Raw genomic sequence first — 17,974 nt, forward strand, 5'->3', positions numbered from 1 at the left:
GGGGTTCGGGAATGAACAAGCAGGACCTGATCGGCCATGTGGCGGAGCTGACCGGCCTTGGCCGGGGGGATGCGTCGCGCGCGGTCGAGAGTGTGTTCGACACGATCACGCGGGCGCTGCAGCGCGGTGACGAGGTGCGCCTGGTGGGCTTCGGCACCTTTTCCTGCTCGCGCCGCAAGGCTTCCACGGGGCGCAATCCGCGCACCGGCGAGCCGATGCAGATCAAGGAATCGACCCAGCCCAAATTCAAGCCCGGCAAGGGCCTGAAGGATGCCGTCAACGGCTGACGAGGCGCTGGACAGGGGCGGGAGGCGCGGTTATGGCGCCCGCTCCGCTTCGGCCCGCCACACCGGAGCAGCTTTTCAGGCGTGGGCGCGTAGCTCAGTGGTAGAGCACCGTGTTCACACCGCGGGGGTCGCAAGTTCAATCCTTGCCGCGCCCACCACGCCTTCCCGTCATGACTGAATCGCCGGTCACGCCGGATGGCGATGGCGTTCGTCTCGCCATCCGGGTCACGCCGCGCGCGAAGCGCAGCTGCATCGCCGGCTCGATCGCTGACGCGGACGGGCGGGCGATGCTCGCGGTCCGGCTTGCCGCCCAACCGGTCGATGGTGCGGCCAACAAGGCGCTGATCGCGCTGCTCGCCGAGCTGACCGGGCTGCCGAGATCGGCCATATCCATCCTTTCCGGCGAGAGCGGTCGCCGCAAGATCGTGCGACTTGCCGGCATCGATGCCGAATCCGTCTCGCGCCGTCTTGAAAGCGGCCCGGATTAACGCGGCGGTGCTGGCCGTTCCCCAATCGGTCACATATTTCAGCGATATTCCGGGGAAGGGACATGACCGACGACCGCATCTATTATGCCCGCAGGGCCGAGGAAGAGCGCGCCGCCGCCGCGCGGGCGCGCAGCGAAGCCGCCCGCCGCATCCATCATGAGCTCGCCGATCTTTTCGCCGCCCGGCTCGCCGAGCGGGGAGAGCATGCCTGATCGAGCGTCCCTTGACGCTGGGGCGCGCCCGACCTAGGTGCGCAGCCGCATCCGCTTATGCATGGCGATCGTAGCTCAGCTGGTTAGAGCATCGGTTTGTGGTACCGAGGGTCGCGGGTTCAAGTCCCGTCGATCGCCCCATTCCTTTTGAACCTGCACAGGACCGATCGATGGATTCGCTCTGGGATTTTCCCGATTTCGACGCGCATGAATTTGTCCATTTCGTCACCGACCGGGAAAGCGGCCTGAAGGCGATCGTCGCGGTTCACTCCACCCATCTCGGCCCCGGCGCGGGCGGCACCCGCTTCTGGCATTATGCCAAGTCCGGCGATGCGGTCGCCGACGCGCTGCGCCTGTCGCGCGGCATGAGCTACAAGAACGCGATGGCCGGCCTGCCGCTGGGCGGCGGCAAAGCGGTGATCCTCGCCGACGAGGCACGGACCAAGACGCCGGCCATGATCGCCGCCTTCGGCCGCGCCGTGAACGGGCTCGGCGGTCGTTACGTCACCGCCGAGGATGTTGGCATGAGCGTGGCCGACATGGTCGAGATCTCGGAGCGGACGAAGTTCGTCGCGGGCCTGCCTGTCGCCGAGGGGAGTGTCGGCGGCGATCCCGGACCGCACACCAGCTATGGCGTGTTCCTCGGCGTCAAGGCGGCGGTGAAGCGCGCCTTGGGCAAGGACAGCCTCGCCGGCCTGCACATCGCCATCCAGGGTGCTGGCAGCGTCGCTTCGGGCCTCGCGCGCCGCGCGGCGGCGGAAGGTGCCCGGCTCAGCATCGCCGACATCGATGCCGAGCGCGTTCAGGCGCTGGCGAACGAGACGGGCGGTACGGTCGTGTCCGTGGACGAGATCATGACGGTCGCGGCGGACGTGTTCAGCCCCAATGCGCTGGGCGCGATCCTGACCGAACAGTCGATCGCCGCCCTCAACGTGCCGGTCGTGGCCGGCGGCGCCAACAACCAGCTCGCGACACCGGCGGATGGCGATCGGGTGCAGGCACGCGGCATCCTCTATGCGCCGGATTACGTCATCAATGCCGGCGGCATCATCAACGTCTCGACCGAATATCTGAAAGACGGCGACGAAGCGGAGGTGCGCCGCCGGATCGAGGCGATCCCGGGCCGGCTCGAGGAGATCTGGACCGAAAGCGCCGCCACCGGCCGCAACCCGGCCCGGGTCGCCGATGCGATGGCGAACCGGCTGATCGGCCGCGGCTAGAGCGATTCGGCGGGCGGCTTTTCGCGCCCCAGCCGGTGCTCGCGATAGAGGGTGTAGAGGCCGCTCGCGATGATGATCGCGGCGCCGATCCAGGTCGCCGCCGGCGGACGCGTGTCCCACAGCAGCCAGCCGAGCAGCACCGCCCACAAGAGCTGGGTATAATCGAACGGCACGACCACAGCGACCGGCGCGGTGCGCAGCGACGAGGTCAGGAAGAGCTGCCCCATGCCCCCGGCGAGGCCGATCGCGGCGAGGATTGCCCATTCGCGCCCGTCATGCGCCTCGGCGAAGAAAGGCATCAGCGCGCCGGTAACGACCATCGAGAAACCGGTGAACCAGAGCACGGTCGTCGGCACGCTCTCCGTTCGGCCCATCGAGCGGATCGTGATCGTCACCGCCGCCACGCCGAGCGCGGCAAGCAGCGCCAGCGTCAGCCCGGCCGCCGGTAGCGTGCCGCCGCCCGGCTGCATGACGATCAGCACGCCGATGAAGCCGAGCGTCACCGCGCTCCAGCGATAGCGGCCGACCGGCTCACGCAGGATCAGGGCGGACAGCATCACCGAGAAAAGCGGCGCGACGAACCCGATCGTCGCCGATTCGGCGAGCGGCAGGAAGGCGAGCGCGGAGAAAGCGAGCAGCATCGTGCCCAGCCCCAGCATACCGCGCGAGACGTGCAGCAGCGGCCGCCGCGTGCGCCATGCGCCGAAATTGCGGGTGATCGCCATCCAGGCGATGAGCGGCGGCAGGCCGAAGGCGAAACGGTAGAAAGCCAGTTCGACCACCGCGATGCCCGCCTCGTGGCCCAGCTTGATCGCGGCGGCCATGAGACCGAAGCATGTCGCTGCGCCGAGGCGGAGCGCGATCCCGAGCATCGGTGACTGGCGGGGCGGGGTCGTGTCGATCATGCGCGCGGCCGTCCTGCCCCCGCCGCAGTCGCCGCGCAAGGCGCTTCCCCATGCGAAAGGGCTTCGCTACACAAGGCGCGAGCATGCACGTTTACGCGAATCCGGCCCGTTTCCTCAAAATCGCCCGTCCCCTCACGGCCTGGTTCGGCTGGATCGGGGCGGCGCTGATCGCCTGCGCGCTCGTTTACGGGCTGCTGCTCGCCCCGCCCGACTATCTGCAGGGCGAAAGCGCGCGCATCCTCTACATTCACGTCCCCGCCGCCTGGCTGGGCATGGCGGGCTGGACCGGCATTGCGGTGGCGAGCCTCATGCAGCTCATCTGGCGCCACCCGCTCGCCGCCGTTGCGGGCCGCGCGCTCGCGGTGCCGGGCGCGGTCTTCACCTTCGTTTGCCTCGCCACCGGCTCGCTCTGGGGGCGCCCGACCTGGGGCACCTATTGGGAATGGGACGGGCGGATGACCTCGATGCTCGTCCTGCTCTTCCTCTATCTCGCCTATATCGCGCTGGCGGGTGCCGAGAAGGAGAAAGGCGGGGAGGGCCGGATCACCGCGATCTTCGGCTTGGTCGGAGCGATCAACCTGCCGATCATCCGCTATTCCGTCGTATGGTGGAACACGTTGCACCAGGGACAGAGCATCGACATCGTTCAGGGCCGTTCCTCTATCGATGCGTCCATGCTGTGGCCGCTGCTCGCCTCCGCGCTCGGCTTCACCTTGCTGTTCGGCGCGATCGTGCTGATGCGGATGCGGGCCGAGCTGGCCCGCGCAAAGCTGGAGGCGCGGATGCGCCGGATGGCCGCGTCATGAACCACTGGCCCTTCATCATCGCCGCTTATGCGCTCGCCCTGACCGCGGCCGTCGCCTTGACCTGGTGGAGCTGGACGGCGATGCGACGTGCCGAAGCGGAGGTCGATCGATTGAGGCAGGATCCGTGAAGCGGAAGAATCAGCGGCTGATCCTTCTCGGTCTCGCGGCCGTGGCCGTATTCGGCGCGATCCTGCTCGCCATGTCCGCGATGCGCGATCAGGCGGCTTTCTTCTACGCGCCGGCCGATGTGGCGCGCAAAGGCCTGCCGCTCGATCGGGCGGTGCGGATCGGCGGCATGGTGAAAGGCGGCTCGATCCAGCGCCAGCCGGACGGCCTCACCATCCATTTTCTCGTCGGGGACGATACGGACGCGACCATCCCGGTACGCTTCACCGGCATCACGCCGGAGCTGTTCCGCGAGAATAGCGGCGTGGTCGCCGAGGGGCGTTTCCAGCCGGACGGCAGCTTCGTGGCCAGCGAAATCCTCGCCAAGCATGACGAGAATTACATGCCGCCTCGGCTCGGGCCGCAAGGTCAGCACAGGACGGACACGCTCGGATGATCGCTGAAGGGGGGCTTGCGGCTTTGTGGCTGGCGGCGGCGCTGTCGCTGCTGCAGCTTTTCCTTGGCATCGCCGCGCTGAGGCCGGGCGGCGCGCATCTGCTGCGCGTCGTACGTCCGCTGGCAGTGGCGCAGGGCCTGCTCGCCGCGCTCGCCTTCCTGATCCTCATCTGGCTGTTCCTGCGGACGGACTTGTCGGTCCAGCTCGTCGCCGCCAACAGCCATTCGGCCAAGCCTTGGCTCTACAAGTTCGCCGGTGCCTGGGGGAATCATGAAGGCTCGATGCTGCTCTGGGTGACGGTGCTCGCCGTCGCCGGCGCCGCCGTGGCCCTGCTCGAACGGCGGCTGCGGCAGGACACTTTGATCGCGACCCTGGCCGCGCAGGCGGCGATCGCGCTCGGCTTCTACGCCTTCCTGCTGATGGCCTCGAACCCGTTCACGCGGCTGAGCCCCGTGCCGGTCGAAGGCAACGGGCTCAATCCGCTGCTCCAGGATCCCGGCCTCGCCTTCCATCCGCCGACACTCTATTTCGGCTATGTCGGCATCTCGATCGCCTTCTCCTTCGCGGTCGGCGCGCTCGTCACCCGCGACGTCGGCCCTGCCTTCGCCCGCGCGATGCGGCCCTGGATCCTCGCCGCCTGGGTGTTCCTCACCATCGGCATCGTTGCCGGCTCCTACTGGGCCTATTACGAGCTGGGCTGGGGCGGCTGGTGGTTCTGGGATCCGGTCGAGAACGCCTCGCTGATGCCCTGGCTCGCCGCGACGGCCCTGCTGCACAGCGTCACCGTGCTTGCCACCCGCGACGGGCTGCGCGCCTGGACGGTCATGCTGGCGGTCGTCGCCTTCTCGATGTCGATGATCGGTACCTTCCTGGTCCGCTCGGGCATCCTGACCAGCGTCCACGCCTTCGCCGTCGATCCGCAGCGCGGCGCGTTCATCCTCGCCCTGCTCATCCTCTATATCGGTGGCGCGCTGGCCCTGTTCGGCCTGCGCATCGGCACGGTGAAGGAAGGCTCGCAATTCGACATGGTGAGCCGCGAAGGCGCGCTCGTCGCCAACAATCTCCTGCTCACCGTGATCCTCGGCATCGTGTTCTTCGGCACGCTCTATCCGCTCGCGGTCGAGGCGGTGACGGGCGAGAAGCTTTCGGTCGGCCCCCCCTATTTCAACACCGCCGCCGGTCCGGTCGCGCTGGTGCTGGTGGCCATCATGGGCGCCGGTGCGCTGCTGCGCTGGCGCAGCGACCGGGTGAAGGCGCTGGGTAACCGCATCTTGATACCGGTCCTCGTCGCCGCCCTTGCCTTCGCCGCTTTGCTCGTCTTCGCGCCGGATGCCGGTATGCTGCCGCTGCTGGGCCTTGCGCTTGCGCCGGGCGTCGCCGCCGCCAGCGTCGCGCCGCTCTGGAAGCGCAACCTGCGCCGCACGCCGATCTTCATCTACGGCATGGTAATCGCCCATCTCGGCATCGCCGTCAGCATGGCCGGCATGGCCAGCGAGAGCGCTTTCACGAAAGAGACCCTGGTCGCCGCCAGCCCCGGCCAGATCGCCCATGTCGGCGATTTCAGCGTCCGTTTCGACAGCGTGGAACCGATCGCCGGGCCGAACTGGACTGCGGTCGAGGGCCGCCTGACCGCGCGGCGCGGCGAGAATGGCCGGGAATTCCAGCTGCGCCCCCAGGCGCGGATGTTCTCTTCGCCGCCGACGCCGACCAGCGAGGCGGCGATCACGACGCACTGGGATGGCCAGCTCTACGTTGCGCTCGGCGAGGAGGATGAGCAGGGCCGCTGGCAGGTCCGGCTATGGTGGAAGCCGTTCGTCACCCTGATCTGGTTCGGCGGCATCATGGTCGCGCTGGGCGGCCTGCTGTCGCTGGTCGGCCGGCTGCGGCGCGAGCGCAAGATCGCGCCCAGGACGGATGCGGGCACCCGGGCCGATCCTGAGGCGGTGTCGGCATGAAGCGGGGGTTCATCATCTGGGTGCCGCTGGCGCTTTTCGTCGGCTTCGCGATCATCTTCGCGATCGGCCTCTACGCCCCGGTGGCGCGCACCGTGCCCTCCGCTCTCATCGGCCAGAGCGTGCCCGAATTCGAGCTTGCCGGTGCCCTGCCGGGACGGCCCGGCCTGTCGAGCGGGTCGCTGCGCCGGGGCGAGCCGCGTGTCGTCAACATCTTCGCGAGCTGGTGCATTCCCTGCCGGGCCGAAGCGCCGCAGCTTGAGGAACTGGCGCGGCGGGGCGTGCCGATCGACGGCATCGCGGTGCGCGACCGGCCGCAGGATCTCGCCGCCTTCCTCACAACTTATGGCGATCCCTTCGCGACGATCGGCGCGGACAATGACCGGCGGGTGCAGCTCGACCTGGGCTCGGCGGGCGTGCCGGAAACCTTCGTGATCGACGGGCAGGGCATCATCCGCCACCAGCATATCGGCGCGATCACCAGTGCCGACGTGCCGGCCATCCTCGCGGCCTGGGAGGCGGCGCGATGAGGGCGCTGCTGCTCGCCCTCGCTTTCGTGGCATCTGCCCCGGCACTCGCCGATTCGCTGATGCCGGCGGCGGAATATGCGAACAAGCAGCTTCCCGACGCGCGCCAGGAGGCGCAGGCGCGGGCGCTGATGGACACGATCCGCTGTCTCGTCTGCCAGGGCCAGGCGATCGGAGACAGCGACGCGGAAATGGCGGGCGACATGCGCGCGCTGATCCGCACTCGCATCCAGGCGGGAGAGAGTCCCGAGCAGATCCGCGCCTGGCTGGTGTCGCGCTACGGCAATTGGGTCACCTACGATCCGCCGCTCGACGCGATGACCTGGCCGCTCTGGGCGGCGCCGCTGCTGCTCGTCCTGTTCGGCCTGTGGCTGGTGCGCGGCCGCTTCAAGCGCCGGAGGAAAGGCTGATGGGCTGGGCGGTCATGATCGGACTGGCGCTGGTCGTCGCGGCGGGGCTGTGGCGCTTCGTCGGCAGGGACAAGGGCGTGTGGCAGTTCATCGGTGCAGCCCTGTTGCTGGCACTGGCCGGCTATGCCTGGCAGGGGCACCCCGATCTGCCGGGCAGCCCGAAGCCGCCGCCGGCGCGCATATCCCAGGACGACAGCGAATTCGCGGCATTGCGCGAGGATATGCTCGGCCGCTTCGATCGCGCCGCCGCCTGGCTGACCATCGCCGAAAGCTATCAAAGGCGCGGCGACACGCGCGGCGGGGCCCAGATCCTCAAGAGCGCGCTGCGCGAATCGCCGGACAATGCCGATCTGTGGGTCGGCCTCGGCAATGCGCTGGTCGTCCATGGCGACGGGATGATGAGTCCGGCCGCGCAGCTCGCCTTCCAGCGCGCCCAGCGGCTGGCGCCCGATCATCCCGGCCCGCGCTTCTTCTACGGCCTCGCGCTCGCCCAGGGCGGAAATTTCGATCAGGCCGAGCAGATCTGGCGCCAGCTTCTGGCCGAGGCGCCGGAAGGCGCCGAATATCGCACGACGATCCAGGAGCGGCTGAACGCGCTGCAGCAGGCGCGCATGATGGGCCAGATTCCCGCCCAGGGCGCGCCGCCGGCACCCGCGGCACCGCCGGCGCAATGAGTTCCGGCGCTCAGGCCGCTTCGAAAGGCAGGCCGAGCGCGTCGGCGACGGCCTGGTAGCGGATCTTGCCGCCCGACACGTTGAGCCCGTTGGCGAGGTGCGGATCGGCCTTCATCGCCGCCTCCGCACCCAGATTGGCGAGCTTCAGCGCGAAGGGCAAAGTGGCGTTGTTGAGCGCGAAGGCCGAGGTCCGCGCCACCGCGCCCGGCATGTTGGCCACGCAATAATGGATCACCCCGTCGATCTCGAACACCGGATCGCTGTGCGTGGTCGGCCGTGACGTCTCGAAGCAACCGCCCTGGTCGATCGAGATGTCGACCAGCACCGATCCGCGCTTCATCGTCTTCAGCATGTCGCGCGTCACTAGCTTCGGCGCGGCGGCGCCCGGGATCAGCACCGCGCCGACCACGACCTCCGCCTTCTTGATCGCATGGGCGATGGCCGCCTTGGAGGCATAGGCGGTCTTGATCTGGCTGCCGAAGAACATGTCGAGTTCGGCCAGCCGGGCGTTGGAGATGTCGTAGATGGTGACGTCGGCGCGCATGCCGACCGCCATCTGCGCGGCGTTCACGCCGGCGATGCCGCCGCCCAGGATCATCACCCGCGCCGGCGCCACGCCCGGCACGCCGCCGAGCAGCACGCCGCGGCCGCCTTGCTCCTTCTCCAGATAATGCGCGCCGACCTGGATCGACATGCGGCCCGCCACTTCGCTCATCGGCTTCAGCAGCGGCAGCGAGCCGTCGCGAGCTGTCACCGTCTCATAGGCGATGCAGGTCGCGCCGGACGCCATCAGGCCCTTGGTCTGCTCGGGGTCGGGCGCGAGGTGGAGATAGGTGAAGAGCAGGTGGCGCGGTTCCAGCATCGCGATCTCGCTCGCCTGCGGCTCCTTCACCTTCACGATCATGTCCGACTTGGCGAAGACCTCGGCGGCATTGGCGCCGACCGTCGCGCCGGCATCGACATAATCCTGATCGGAAAAGTCGATGCCCGTGCCGGCCTTGGTCTCGACCATCACCTCATGGCCGGCGGCGACCAGTTCGGCGACCGAGGCGGGCGTCAGGCCGACGCGATATTCATGGACCTTGATCTCTTTCGGCACCCCGACGCGCATCGTTCGTCTCCCAAAACGGCTGTGGCGCACGACAATAATCCAAACCGGCCGGGAAAGGTTTGCGAAGACATTGCCTCATATGGCGCTTCATGCGATTATATTGCGCGATGCCAAGTCAAATCGGGATGAACGTGAACATCGACGCGATCGATCGCAAGATTCTCGATCAGCTGGCCAGGGATTCCAATCTGACGAGTGAGCAGCTCGGCGCGTTCGTCGGCCTCTCGCCATCCGCCGCGCACCGGCGAGCGAGGGCGCTGGAGGAAGGCGGTCTCATCCTGGGCTATCGCGCCCGGCTGTCGGTCGCCGCGCGGGGACATCCCTCGACGGTGTTCGTCTCCGTTACCCTGGTCGATCAGCGCCGCGCGACGATGCAGGCGTTCGAGGCGGCGCTGGCCGAGACGCGCGAGGTGGTGGAAGCGCATCTGATGAGCGGCGAATCGGACTATCTGTTGAAGGTACTGGTCCGTGCCGACGACAGCTATGAGCGGCTGCACCGGGAAATCCTGTCCGCTCTGCCCGGCGTCCACCGCCTGATCACGCAGTTCACGATCAGGACATTGGCGTCGCAGGCATGATCGACCCGCACAATCCCATTGCGGGGGCGGGGGCACGGTGATAATGCGCGCGCCTTCTTGCGCCTGGCCGGGCGCGCAGAAAGGACGTCGGACGTTTCGCGTTCCTGACCGATGAGCGACAGCAGCACATCCGCAACCGCCGGGGCGCCTGACGCCGGGCATCATCCGCAGGCCGGGACGCCCGTGCTGACGCTGGCCGCGCTCGGCGTGGTCTTCGGCGATATCGGCACCAGCCCGCTCTATGCGATGCGCGAGGCCTTTGTCGGCCATCATCCGCTGGCCGTCGATCCCGCCCATATCCTGGGCGTGCTCAGCCTCATCTTCTGGTCGATGATCCTGATCGTGACCGTCAAATATATCGCCTTCGTGATGCGCGCCGACAATAAGGGGGAGGGCGGCAGCCTCTCGCTCCTCGCGCTCATCACCCGTTCGATCAGCCCGGGGCAGCGCACGTTCGGGCTCGTCCTGCTCGGCGTGCTGGCGACCGCGCTCTTCTACGGCGATTCGATGGTGACGCCGGCCATTTCGGTGCTCTCGGCGGTAGAGGGCTTGGCGATCGTCGACCGCCATTTCGAGCCGCTCGTCCTGCCGATCGCGATCTTCATCATCGTCGCTTTGTTTGCCGTCCAGTCGCGCGGCACGGCGCGGATCGGCAAGCTGTTCGGGCCGGTCATGCTGGTCTATTTCCTGGTGATTGCCGGGCTGGGCATCATGAATGCCGTCCGTGCGCCGGAGGTGCTGAACTTCCTCAATCCCTGGTGGGCGCTGAATTTCTTCATCATCGACGGCTGGCTCGCCTTCCTGGCGCTGGGCTCGGTCGTGCTGGCCGTCACCGGCACCGAGGCGCTCTATGCCGACATGGGCCATTTCGGCCGCAAGCCGATCACTTTGGCCTGGCTGTTCGCGGCCTTGCCCTGCCTGATGCTGAACTATGTCGGCCAGGGCGCATTGCTGCTCACCGATCCGGGCACGGCGGAAAATCCCTTCTTCCGGATGGCGCCCGACGAATGGCGGCTGCCGCTCGTCATCCTCGCCACCGTGGCGACGATCATCGCCAGCCAGGCGATGATCACCGGCGCCTTCTCGGTGACGCAGCAGGCGGTGCAGCTCGGCTTCCTGCCGCGCATGTCGATCCGCCACACCAGCGCCAGCACGGCGGGCCAGATCTACATCCCCGTGGTGAATTGGGGCCTGCTCGTGATGTGCATCCTGCTCATCCTCGGCTTCCAGTCGTCCAGCAATCTCGCCGCCGCCTATGGCGTCGCGGTGACCGGCACGATGTTCATCACGACGATCATGCTGGGCGTGCTGGTGTTCAAGGTCTGGAAGTGGAACCCGATCCTCGCGGGCCTGTTCTTCGCGACCTTCCTGGTCATCGACCTCGCCTATTTCGCGTCGAACCTGACCAAGATTCCCTATGGCGGCTGGTTCCCGCTCGCGGTCGGCATCGTCATCTTCGTGCTGCTCACCACCTGGGCGCGGGGGCGGCGGCTGATGATCGACCGGATGAACGAGGGCGCGATGCCGGCCAAGGTCTTCATCAAGTCGGCCGCCGTCAGCGCCGCGCGCGTGCCCGGCACGGCGGTCTTCATGACCACCAATCCGGACGGCATTCCCCACGCGCTGCTGCACAATCTCAAGCACAACAAAGTGCTGCACGAACGGGTGATGCTGCTCACCGTCCGGATCGAGGACGTGCCCTACGTCTCCGCCAAGAAGCGCTTCGAGGTGAACGATCTCGGCAGCGGCTTCTATCGTCTGATCCTGCGCTATGGCTTCATGCAGGAGACGGACGTGCCGGCGGCGCTTGCCAATGTCGAGCGATGCGGCCCGGAATTCAAAATGATGGACACCAGTTTCTTCCTCGCCCGCCAGACCCTGCTCGCCTCGTCGCGGCCGGGCATGGCGATCTGGCGCGAGAAGCTGTTCGCCTGGATGCTGCGCAACGCGGAAAGCGCGATGGAATTCTTCAAGCTGCCGCCCAATCGCGTGGTGGAGCTGGGCTCCCAGGTGGAAATCTGAGCGGGCCGATCATCGTCACGGCCTTGTTCGGCCCGGGCGACGACGGCTGGCTCCAGCAAGTGCGGCGCGAGCATTATCCGCCCGAGCTGAACCGCGTGCCGGCGCATCTCACCTTGTTCCACCATCTGCCGCCCAGCCTGGAGGCCGAGCTGTCCAGCCGTCTCTCCGCCGCCGTTGCCGCGCCGCCGCCGGAGGCAATGATCGCCGGCATCGCCGATCTGGGGCAAGGCACGGCGTTCCGGGTCGAAAGCGACGCGCTGGTCGAGATCCGGGCGATGCTGGCCGAAACCTTTCACGGCCTGCTCATGCCGCAGGACGAGGCGCCATGGTGGCCGCACATCACCGTCCAGAACAAGGTCGGGCGGCGCGAGGCGAAGGCGCTTCAGCAACGCCTCTCGGCAAGCTTCGCGCCGCGCCCGCTGGCCATTCGGGCGCTGGCATCCTGGCGCTATCGGGATGGTCCGTGGGCACCGCTCAGGGTTCATCCGTTCCGGCGCTAGCGATGGCGTCGTGCCGGCCAGGGCAGGAACTTGGAATGTAGGATTTCTTCTGAGACCATAGCGGCGACTCGGAGCGCACGCATGATCCATGCTATATTCCTTCGCCTGTCCCGCTTGTTCCGTCCGGACCGCGCTTGGGCAGGGGGCTTGCTCCCCGACGTGGCGTCAGGTTCGTCAACTTCCGCGCCGGCCCCGATCGGTCCGCTGCTAATCCATCTGGCCGATCCCGTCGCAGCTATAGTCGAACGCCGCCAGCCCGGCATCGAGATAGCCGGCGAGCAGCGGCATGTCGGTGAGCTCGTCCATCCGTTCGTCCGGGTTGAGCGCACCCGCTTCCTCGAACGCCTCGTCCCATTCGCTCGCATCGTAGGTGCCGCGCCCGACCCAGGCGAGCGCCAGCACTTCGGCGAGCTGGTCCTCGGCGAGGTCGTCGAGCAGCGCCTGGACCTCCTCCTCGACGCTGTCGTTGAGTTCGTCCTCCAGCACGGAGAGCGCCTCGCCGCCCTCGTCGTCATAATCGTCGACCTCGTCGGCGTCCGCGTCGGGATCGGCGGCGGGAATCTGCGCCTCCAGCTCGCGGGCACGCAGGATCAGCCGGCACAGGGTTTCGAGCGGGGTCAGCAATTCCATGGCCTGTCTCCATCGGACTGTCGTCGAAACACGGCTGGGCGCGGCGGGTTCCGGCGCGCGACGGGCACGCGACGAAGGGTTGAAATAGCAGGCTCACCGCGCCAGTTGACCGGTGCCCCGGCGCTTCCTATAGCGCCGCGACGCCTTGCCGGGCCACGGCAATCGCGGGAACGGGGCGGAGTAGCTCAGCTGGTTAGAGCAGCGGAATCATAATCCGCGTGTCGGGGGTTCAAGTCCCTCCTCCGCTACCATCCCCCTCCGGTTCGACCCGCTCGATATAGCCTGCCGCCCAGAGCGCGCGGATCAGCGCGCCGGGGTCGGCGCAGTTGAGGTCGCCCTGGGCGAAGGGCGCGCCGGACAGGGCGATTTCGAGCGCGGCGCCGTCCTCCACTTCGAATCCCGTGTCTCCGCCCGGGCCGATCAGCACCATCTTGCCGCCGTCGCCGGCAATGTTCCACGGCACGAAGCGCCGCCGCCGCCAGCGGTCGCCGGCATCGATCGGGCGCCGGGAGCCCGCGATCACGCCGCCAATATTGGGCCGCCGCGCGCGGACGAAATTGTCGGCGAGCAGATCGAAGGCGCCGTCCATGCTCGCCTTGCCGGCGATCAGCTTCATCAGCCGGTCGAAATGCGCCTGCGCGCCGGCTCGGTCGAAATCGCGCGCGGCGAAGCCGGCGGGGAGCGAGCGGCGGAAATCGGGCTCGTCCAGCGCCAACTCGGACACCGCCTCCAGCACCAGATCGGCCCAGGTCTTGGTGATCAGGCCCACCGTGATGTGGAGCGAAGGCTCGTCGCCGACATTCTCGGCATCGTGCATCAGCCCGCGCGGCAGGTAGAGGCAGTCGCCGGGGCCAAGCGTGAACTCCTGGGTGGGATCGCCGGTCTCGTGCCGGCCGAGCTCGAATCGCTCGCCGCGATAGGGCGTCTCGACCGGCGTGCCGTACAACCGCCAGGCCTTCGACCCCGAAATCTGCAGCACGAACACGTCGTGATTGTCGTAATGGGGCGGGAAGCCCTGATTGGCGGTGCCGTCCTCGCTGCGCGGGGTCAGGTAGACGTTGGTCTGGATGTGGCAGGTGAAGACCTCCTCCAGCGCGCGGCAGAATTCGCCGAGGCCGGGGAGCGAATCGTGCAGGTGCGGCAGGATGATGGTGGCGCCGCGCAGATATTCCTCGGCGACGGCGATCCGGCTCACCCGGCCTTCCTCGTCGACATAATCGTCGCGCGAGATGCGGTCGCGATGATTGGTGAGGTCGACCATGCCTTCGCGCAGGTCGGCGCTGGCGATGAAGCGATCGAGCTTGTCCAGGGTGAGCAGGCCGGCATAGCGGTCGGGCTCGCCCCGTATGCCGATCATCGCCGCGCGCTCGTAATGATCGGCCATGAAGGCTTCGCGCGACAATGGCGCGATCAGGAAGCCGAGCGCGTCGTCTTCCCAGCGCGGCGCACGATCGGTGCTCGCCTTCCGCAATGCCTCTCCACTCATCATCGCCCCCCGTTGCGGTTGCAGTCTATCGGCGATGATGCGGCCCCGGAAGCGAGGATTTTCCGGGGGGTCATTGGGAGGTCGGCGGCTTGTCTTCGTCGCGATAAGGGACGAGCGCGGATTCGAGCACGCGCAGGCTCGCCGCCTGATGCGGCGTCAGCGCGCGTCGATCGAGGGCGTCGCGAAAGGTTGCCAGCACGGCTTGCGCGGACGCCGCGAGCAGAATTTCGCGTGCCAGATAATGCGGCGGATTCACTACTCGCCTCGCTCCGCCGCATCGACTTGTGTCATGCGGCGCGAACTGCATTTCGGCGAGACAAGAGGGCGGTTCATATGCGATGCGATCCGCAAGCGGGATTAAGCGATCAGTTCATCGCTTTCCGATGAACTGTCAAGCGGAGCTTTTCAAAACAGATGAATTTCGGCGCGCGACTGGCTGAAGAACGCAAGCGGCTGGGCCTGAAGCAGGCCGATTTCGCCGATCTTGTCGGTACCGATGTCCCGAAGCAAAGCCTGTACGAGAATGACCGGCGGGAACTTCGGGCGGATTATCTTGCCCGTCTTGCCCATGCCGGCGTCGACATCGTCTACATTCTGACCGGGCAACGCGGCGGCGGCGATTTGCTTGGGGAGGGCGCGAGCGAATTATTGTCCGCTTACCTGGCATTGCCGCCGGAATTGCAGGGTGCGCTGCTCAATCTCGCGCGTTCCCTCAGCACCCAGTTGCGCGATCGGCCATCGCCCACGCTGCATGCGCGCCATGCGGGGTTTCGGCCAGGGGATTACGCCTAGCACGATCGCGCAGATCGGGCGCAAGGCGCGCGCGGACGGGCGGTTGGGCCGTGCGTCCGCGCGCCACGATGTCAGTTCGCGCCGCCGTCGCCGGTCAGCTGGCTCTGCAACTCGGCCAGGGTCGCGCCCACGATGAGCCCGTTCGGGGCGGCCGCGACGGCGGCACGCGGCAGACGGACCTGCTGCCCGCTGATCTGAACGGTCAGCGTTTCGTCGTCGAGCGCCTCGACCTGGCCGATGACGGCGCCTTCCCGGTCGTGCAGGGTCGCGCCGACCACGAACGCCTGCTGCGCCTGGGCGAGCATCTGATCGACCTGCGTGTTGAGCTGGTCGCGGGTCAGGCCGATCAGGGCGGCCTCCTCGGTCACGGCGAACGAGCTGGCGGGCAGGCGGACTTCGTGCCGGTCCGTGCGTAGCAGGACGGCGTCGCCCTCGATGGCGGTGATCGTGCCGACCGGGCCGCCGTCCGGGTCGGTGACCGGTGTGCCGACGCTCAGCGTCTGCGCCGAGACGGCGGCGGGCAGGAGAAGCGCCGCCGAAAGGGCGGTGGCGGCGAACAATTTGCGAAGCAGCATGAGTGACTCCCGAGAGGATGAGGATGATGCGTGGACCGGCGGGCCGGCGAGGGTCATCGCAGTGGTGCGGTGGCAAAGCACCCCTGTTCCCGGCGGCAAGGTTAACAAGGTCGGCGCGGGCTATGCAACCCGCTTTGCCGATCTCGGGCGAGTCGGGTTTGCCGGTGACGAGGCGGCGGGTGCTGCAAAGGCAGGGGAATCGGCCCGCGCCATGCAAGAGCTGAGCGGCGGTCATTCCCGTTATCTGAAGCAATAAGCAGGTCAGCGATAGAGAAGTGAAAGTAATGATCCGAAAAAGATCAGGTTCGTTATCGTGAATGTTGACTTTTCATTGGTTCGGTTGGAAGCTTTGTCCGTGCAGACCATGTGACCATGGTTTTCGCCTCAGGAGCGCGAAAGATGACAACGGCCGATCGTATCGCCAAGGCGCTCCGCGGCATCGCGCCGCAGGGCAAGCTGTTCGCCGAAGACGTGCCGCTGATCGATCAGCTCGCGGTGAACTGGGACGCGAGACCGGCCTCCGCCGTTCCGGCCCCGGTCGGCGGCGGGCCGCCGGGCCTCGGCCCCACGGAAAAGGCGGTCGCGATCATCAAGGAGTTCGAGGGGCTGCATAAGCTTCGTCCCGACGGTCGGGTCGAGGCTTATCCGGACCCGGCGACCGGCGGCGCGCCGTGGACGATCGGTTATGGCGCGACCGGTTCCGATGTCTGGCGCGGCACCATCTGGACGCGTGCTCAGGCCGAGGCGCGGTTGGTCGCCGATGTGAACCGCTTTGCGAGCGGGGTGGCGGACCTCGTCGGCGGCGCGGCCACCGCGCGCCACGAATTCGACGCGATGGTGAGCCTCGCTTTCAATATCGGACTCGGCAATTTCGGGCGTTCGACGCTTCTGAAGAAGCACCGGGCCGGTGACAAGGCTGGCGCGGCCGCCGAATTCGCGAAGTGGAACAAGGCGGCCGGCAAGGTGATGGCGGGCCTTACCCGGCGGCGGGCAGCGGAGGCCAGGCTCTACAAGGGGCAGACATAGGCGCTGGCGCTATACCGGCAACCGTTCGCAACCGGCTTGTTCAGGCCTCTTCCTTGGCCGGCAGCACGCCGCGGCGGATCTGGTCGAGCTCGATCGATTCGAACAGTGCCTTGAAATTGCCCTCGCCGAAACCGTCATTACCCTTGCGCTGGATGATCTCGAAGAAGATCGGCCCGACCATGTTCTCGGTGAAGATCTGCAGCAGCAGGCCCTCGCCGGTCTCGGGCGATCCGTCGATCAGGATGCGGCGCTTGCGCATCTCGTCCACCGAATGGCCGTGGCCGGGCAGGCGCTTGTCGATCATGTCGTAATAGGTTTCCGGGCTGTCCTGGAACCGGATGCCGTTGGCGCGCAGCGCATCGACCGTCGCGAAAATGTCGTCGGTCGAAAGCGCGATATGCTGGATGCCTTCGCCTTTGTATTCGCGCAGGAATTCCTCGATCTGGCTGTGCTCGTCCTGGCTTTCGTTCAGGGGGATGCGGATCTTGTCGTCCGGCGCGGTCATCGCGCGGGAGAGGAGGGCGGTCTGCTGTCCCTCGATGTCGAAATAGCGGATCTGGCGGAAGTTGAAGATGCGCTCGTAGAAGCCGGCCCAGTGATCCATCCGCCCGCGATTCACATTGTGGGTGAGATGGTCGAGCGTGTGCAGGCCGACACTGTTGGCATCGCGATGGGCGCCCGGCACCGGCTCGAAATCCGTGTCGTAGATCTGCTCGGCGCCATAGCGATCGACCAGATAGAGATAGGAGCCGCCGATCCCCTCGATCGCCGGAATGTCGAGCTCGCCGGGACCGCGCGGCATTTCGGCGGGAATCGCGCCGCGCTCGACCGCCATGCGAAACGCCTTGCGGCCATCCGCCACGCGAAACGCCATGCCGTTGGCAGAGGGGCCGTGGGCGGCACGGAACTCCGCCGGCTGACCCGCCTTTTCCATGTTGAGGATGAAATTGATGTCGCCCTGGCCGTAATGGCGGACATTTTTCGATTTGTGATCGCCCAAATGGGTGAAGCCCAGCTTCACGAACAGGTCGGCCAGCGCCTCCGGATCGGGGCTGGTGAACTCGACGAACTCGAAGCCGTCCAGGCCAAGCGGATTTTCACGGGCGGTCATGTCGAAGCCTCTCAAGCGCATACAGGGGCGAACGGCCCGGCCTTTACACCCGCGCCCGCCGGGCCGCAAATGCCGGTTGCGCCCGCGCGCACCGCCTCCT

The 17,974-nt window shown here is 67.2% G+C and carries 24 protein-coding genes and 3 tRNA genes; 20 read left to right on the plus strand and 7 right to left on the minus strand.

The window, feature by feature from the left end; all coding sequences use genetic code 11:
* Nucleotides 1-11: 11 nt before the first annotated feature.
* The 6 genes from KF780_09125 to KF780_09150 all read left to right on the plus strand — a co-directional run bounded on the left by KF780_09125 (nt 12) and on the right by KF780_09150 (nt 2,207).
* The gene (locus tag KF780_09125; GenBank protein MBX3561960.1) at nt 12-287 is read left to right on the plus strand and encodes an HU family DNA-binding protein; all 276 of its coding nucleotides are present in this window, start codon (nt 12-14) and stop codon (nt 285-287) included.
* An 83-nt stretch (nt 288-370) separates the two neighbouring features.
* Nucleotides 371-445 (plus strand) — tRNA-Val (locus tag KF780_09130).
* 12 nt (nt 446-457) lie between these two features.
* Nucleotides 458-775: a DUF167 domain-containing protein gene (locus KF780_09135; protein ID MBX3561961.1), complete on the plus strand. Its 318-nt coding sequence runs from the start codon at nt 458-460 to the stop codon at nt 773-775.
* Between the two features lie 62 nt (nt 776-837).
* Nucleotides 838-987, plus strand: coding sequence for a hypothetical protein (locus tag KF780_09140; protein MBX3561962.1), 150 nt, complete (start codon nt 838-840; stop codon nt 985-987).
* Between the two features lie 64 nt (nt 988-1,051).
* Nucleotides 1,052-1,128, plus strand: a tRNA-His gene (locus KF780_09145).
* A gap of 29 nt (nt 1,129-1,157) precedes the next feature.
* Entirely contained in the window at nt 1,158-2,207 is a 1,050-nt protein-coding gene (locus KF780_09150; GenBank protein MBX3561963.1) for a Glu/Leu/Phe/Val dehydrogenase, read from the plus strand.
* Here KF780_09150 and KF780_09155 read toward each other — a convergent pair.
* Nucleotides 2,204-3,079: a DMT family transporter gene (locus tag KF780_09155; GenBank protein MBX3561964.1), complete on the minus strand. Its 876-nt coding sequence runs from the start codon at nt 3,077-3,079 to the stop codon at nt 2,204-2,206. The two genes, KF780_09150 and KF780_09155, sit on opposite strands and share 4 nt — an antisense overlap.
* Before the next feature lie 116 nt (nt 3,080-3,195).
* On the opposite strand from KF780_09155, the gene ccmC reads away from it, so the two are divergent.
* Genes ccmC through KF780_09190 form a run of 7 tightly spaced genes read left to right on the plus strand, consistent with a single transcriptional unit; the run spans nt 3,196 to nt 8,043 of the window.
* A complete protein-coding gene (ccmC, locus tag KF780_09160) occupies nt 3,196-3,918 on the plus strand; it encodes a heme ABC transporter permease CcmC (GenBank protein ID MBX3561965.1) in 723 nt (240 codons plus the stop codon).
* Nucleotides 3,915-4,046 (plus strand): heme exporter protein CcmD, encoded by a 132-nt coding sequence (gene ccmD / locus KF780_09165; GenBank protein ID MBX3561966.1) that lies wholly within the window; start codon nt 3,915-3,917, stop codon nt 4,044-4,046. The genes ccmC and ccmD overlap by 4 nt, the downstream gene beginning before the upstream one ends.
* A complete protein-coding gene (ccmE, locus tag KF780_09170) occupies nt 4,043-4,480 on the plus strand; it encodes a cytochrome c maturation protein CcmE (protein ID MBX3561967.1) in 438 nt (145 codons plus the stop codon). Before ccmD ends, ccmE begins: the two co-directional genes overlap by 4 nt.
* On the plus strand, nt 4,477-6,435 hold the full coding sequence (locus tag KF780_09175) for a heme lyase CcmF/NrfE family subunit (protein ID MBX3561968.1): 1,959 nt from the start codon (nt 4,477-4,479) through the stop codon (nt 6,433-6,435). Before ccmE ends, KF780_09175 begins: the two co-directional genes overlap by 4 nt.
* Nucleotides 6,432-6,962: a DsbE family thiol:disulfide interchange protein gene (locus tag KF780_09180; protein MBX3561969.1), complete on the plus strand. Its 531-nt coding sequence runs from the start codon at nt 6,432-6,434 to the stop codon at nt 6,960-6,962. The genes KF780_09175 and KF780_09180 overlap by 4 nt, the downstream gene beginning before the upstream one ends.
* Nucleotides 6,959-7,369, plus strand: a complete 411-nt coding sequence (locus KF780_09185) for a cytochrome c-type biogenesis protein CcmH (protein ID MBX3561970.1) — start codon at nt 6,959-6,961, stop codon at nt 7,367-7,369. Before KF780_09180 ends, KF780_09185 begins: the two co-directional genes overlap by 4 nt.
* The gene (locus tag KF780_09190) at nt 7,369-8,043 is read left to right on the plus strand and encodes a tetratricopeptide repeat protein (GenBank protein MBX3561971.1); all 675 of its coding nucleotides are present in this window, start codon (nt 7,369-7,371) and stop codon (nt 8,041-8,043) included. Before KF780_09185 ends, KF780_09190 begins: the two co-directional genes overlap by 1 nt.
* A gap of 10 nt (nt 8,044-8,053) precedes the next feature.
* Here the strand turns inward: KF780_09190 and ald are convergent, their stop codons facing one another.
* Complete coding sequence (gene ald / locus KF780_09195; GenBank protein MBX3561972.1) at nt 8,054-9,154, minus strand: alanine dehydrogenase; 1,101 nt, start codon at nt 9,152-9,154, stop codon at nt 8,054-8,056.
* A gap of 125 nt (nt 9,155-9,279) precedes the next feature.
* On the opposite strand from ald, the gene KF780_09200 reads away from it, so the two are divergent.
* The 3 genes from KF780_09200 (at nt 9,280) to KF780_09210 (ending at nt 12,254) form a co-directional block, all read left to right on the plus strand.
* Nucleotides 9,280-9,732: an Lrp/AsnC family transcriptional regulator gene (locus KF780_09200; protein MBX3561973.1), complete on the plus strand. Its 453-nt coding sequence runs from the start codon at nt 9,280-9,282 to the stop codon at nt 9,730-9,732.
* Nucleotides 9,733-9,843: 111 nt separating this feature from the next.
* The gene (locus KF780_09205) at nt 9,844-11,754 is read left to right on the plus strand and encodes a potassium transporter Kup (protein MBX3561974.1); all 1,911 of its coding nucleotides are present in this window, start codon (nt 9,844-9,846) and stop codon (nt 11,752-11,754) included.
* The gene (locus KF780_09210) at nt 11,751-12,254 is read left to right on the plus strand and encodes a 2'-5' RNA ligase family protein (GenBank protein MBX3561975.1); all 504 of its coding nucleotides are present in this window, start codon (nt 11,751-11,753) and stop codon (nt 12,252-12,254) included. The genes KF780_09205 and KF780_09210 overlap by 4 nt, the downstream gene beginning before the upstream one ends.
* A gap of 207 nt (nt 12,255-12,461) precedes the next feature.
* Here the strand turns inward: KF780_09210 and KF780_09215 are convergent, their stop codons facing one another.
* Complete coding sequence (locus KF780_09215) at nt 12,462-12,884, minus strand: DUF3775 domain-containing protein (GenBank protein ID MBX3561976.1); 423 nt, start codon at nt 12,882-12,884, stop codon at nt 12,462-12,464.
* 174 nt (nt 12,885-13,058) lie between these two features.
* On the opposite strand from KF780_09215, the gene KF780_09220 reads away from it, so the two are divergent.
* A tRNA-Met gene (locus KF780_09220) sits at nt 13,059-13,135 on the plus strand.
* Here KF780_09220 and KF780_09225 read toward each other — a convergent pair.
* Together KF780_09225 and KF780_09230 are read right to left on the minus strand one after the other, a co-directional pair.
* Complete coding sequence (locus KF780_09225) at nt 13,114-14,355, minus strand: hypothetical protein (GenBank protein MBX3561977.1); 1,242 nt, start codon at nt 14,353-14,355, stop codon at nt 13,114-13,116. The two genes, KF780_09220 and KF780_09225, sit on opposite strands and share 22 nt — an antisense overlap.
* Before the next feature lie 85 nt (nt 14,356-14,440).
* Nucleotides 14,441-14,626, minus strand: a complete 186-nt coding sequence (locus KF780_09230) for a hypothetical protein (GenBank protein ID MBX3561978.1) — start codon at nt 14,624-14,626, stop codon at nt 14,441-14,443.
* Nucleotides 14,627-14,784: 158 nt separating this feature from the next.
* On the opposite strand from KF780_09230, the gene KF780_09235 reads away from it, so the two are divergent.
* Nucleotides 14,785-15,162: a helix-turn-helix transcriptional regulator gene (locus KF780_09235; protein MBX3561979.1), complete on the plus strand. Its 378-nt coding sequence runs from the start codon at nt 14,785-14,787 to the stop codon at nt 15,160-15,162.
* 71 nt (nt 15,163-15,233) lie between these two features.
* Here the strand turns inward: KF780_09235 and KF780_09240 are convergent, their stop codons facing one another.
* Complete coding sequence (locus tag KF780_09240) at nt 15,234-15,737, minus strand: hypothetical protein (protein ID MBX3561980.1); 504 nt, start codon at nt 15,735-15,737, stop codon at nt 15,234-15,236.
* On the opposite strand from KF780_09240, the gene KF780_09245 reads away from it, so the two are divergent.
* Together KF780_09245 and KF780_09250 are read left to right on the plus strand one after the other, a co-directional pair.
* Nucleotides 15,736-15,993 (plus strand): hypothetical protein, encoded by a 258-nt coding sequence (locus KF780_09245; protein ID MBX3561981.1) that lies wholly within the window; start codon nt 15,736-15,738, stop codon nt 15,991-15,993. The two genes, KF780_09240 and KF780_09245, sit on opposite strands and share 2 nt — an antisense overlap.
* Before the next feature lie 143 nt (nt 15,994-16,136).
* Nucleotides 16,137-16,763 carry a lysozyme gene (locus KF780_09250; protein ID MBX3561982.1) on the plus strand — a complete coding sequence of 209 codons (627 nt, stop codon included), beginning with the start codon at nt 16,137-16,139 and terminating at the stop codon, nt 16,761-16,763.
* 40 nt (nt 16,764-16,803) lie between these two features.
* Here the strand turns inward: KF780_09250 and hppD are convergent, their stop codons facing one another.
* Nucleotides 16,804-17,874 carry a 4-hydroxyphenylpyruvate dioxygenase gene (gene hppD / locus KF780_09255; protein MBX3561983.1) on the minus strand — a complete coding sequence of 357 codons (1,071 nt, stop codon included), beginning with the start codon at nt 17,872-17,874 and terminating at the stop codon, nt 16,804-16,806.
* Between the last annotated feature and the right edge of the window lie 100 nt (nt 17,875-17,974).

Origin of the sequence: Sphingomonas sp. (genome assembly GCA_019635535.1) — a bacterium.
Taxonomy (GTDB): Bacteria; Pseudomonadota; Alphaproteobacteria; order Sphingomonadales; family Sphingomonadaceae; genus Allosphingosinicella.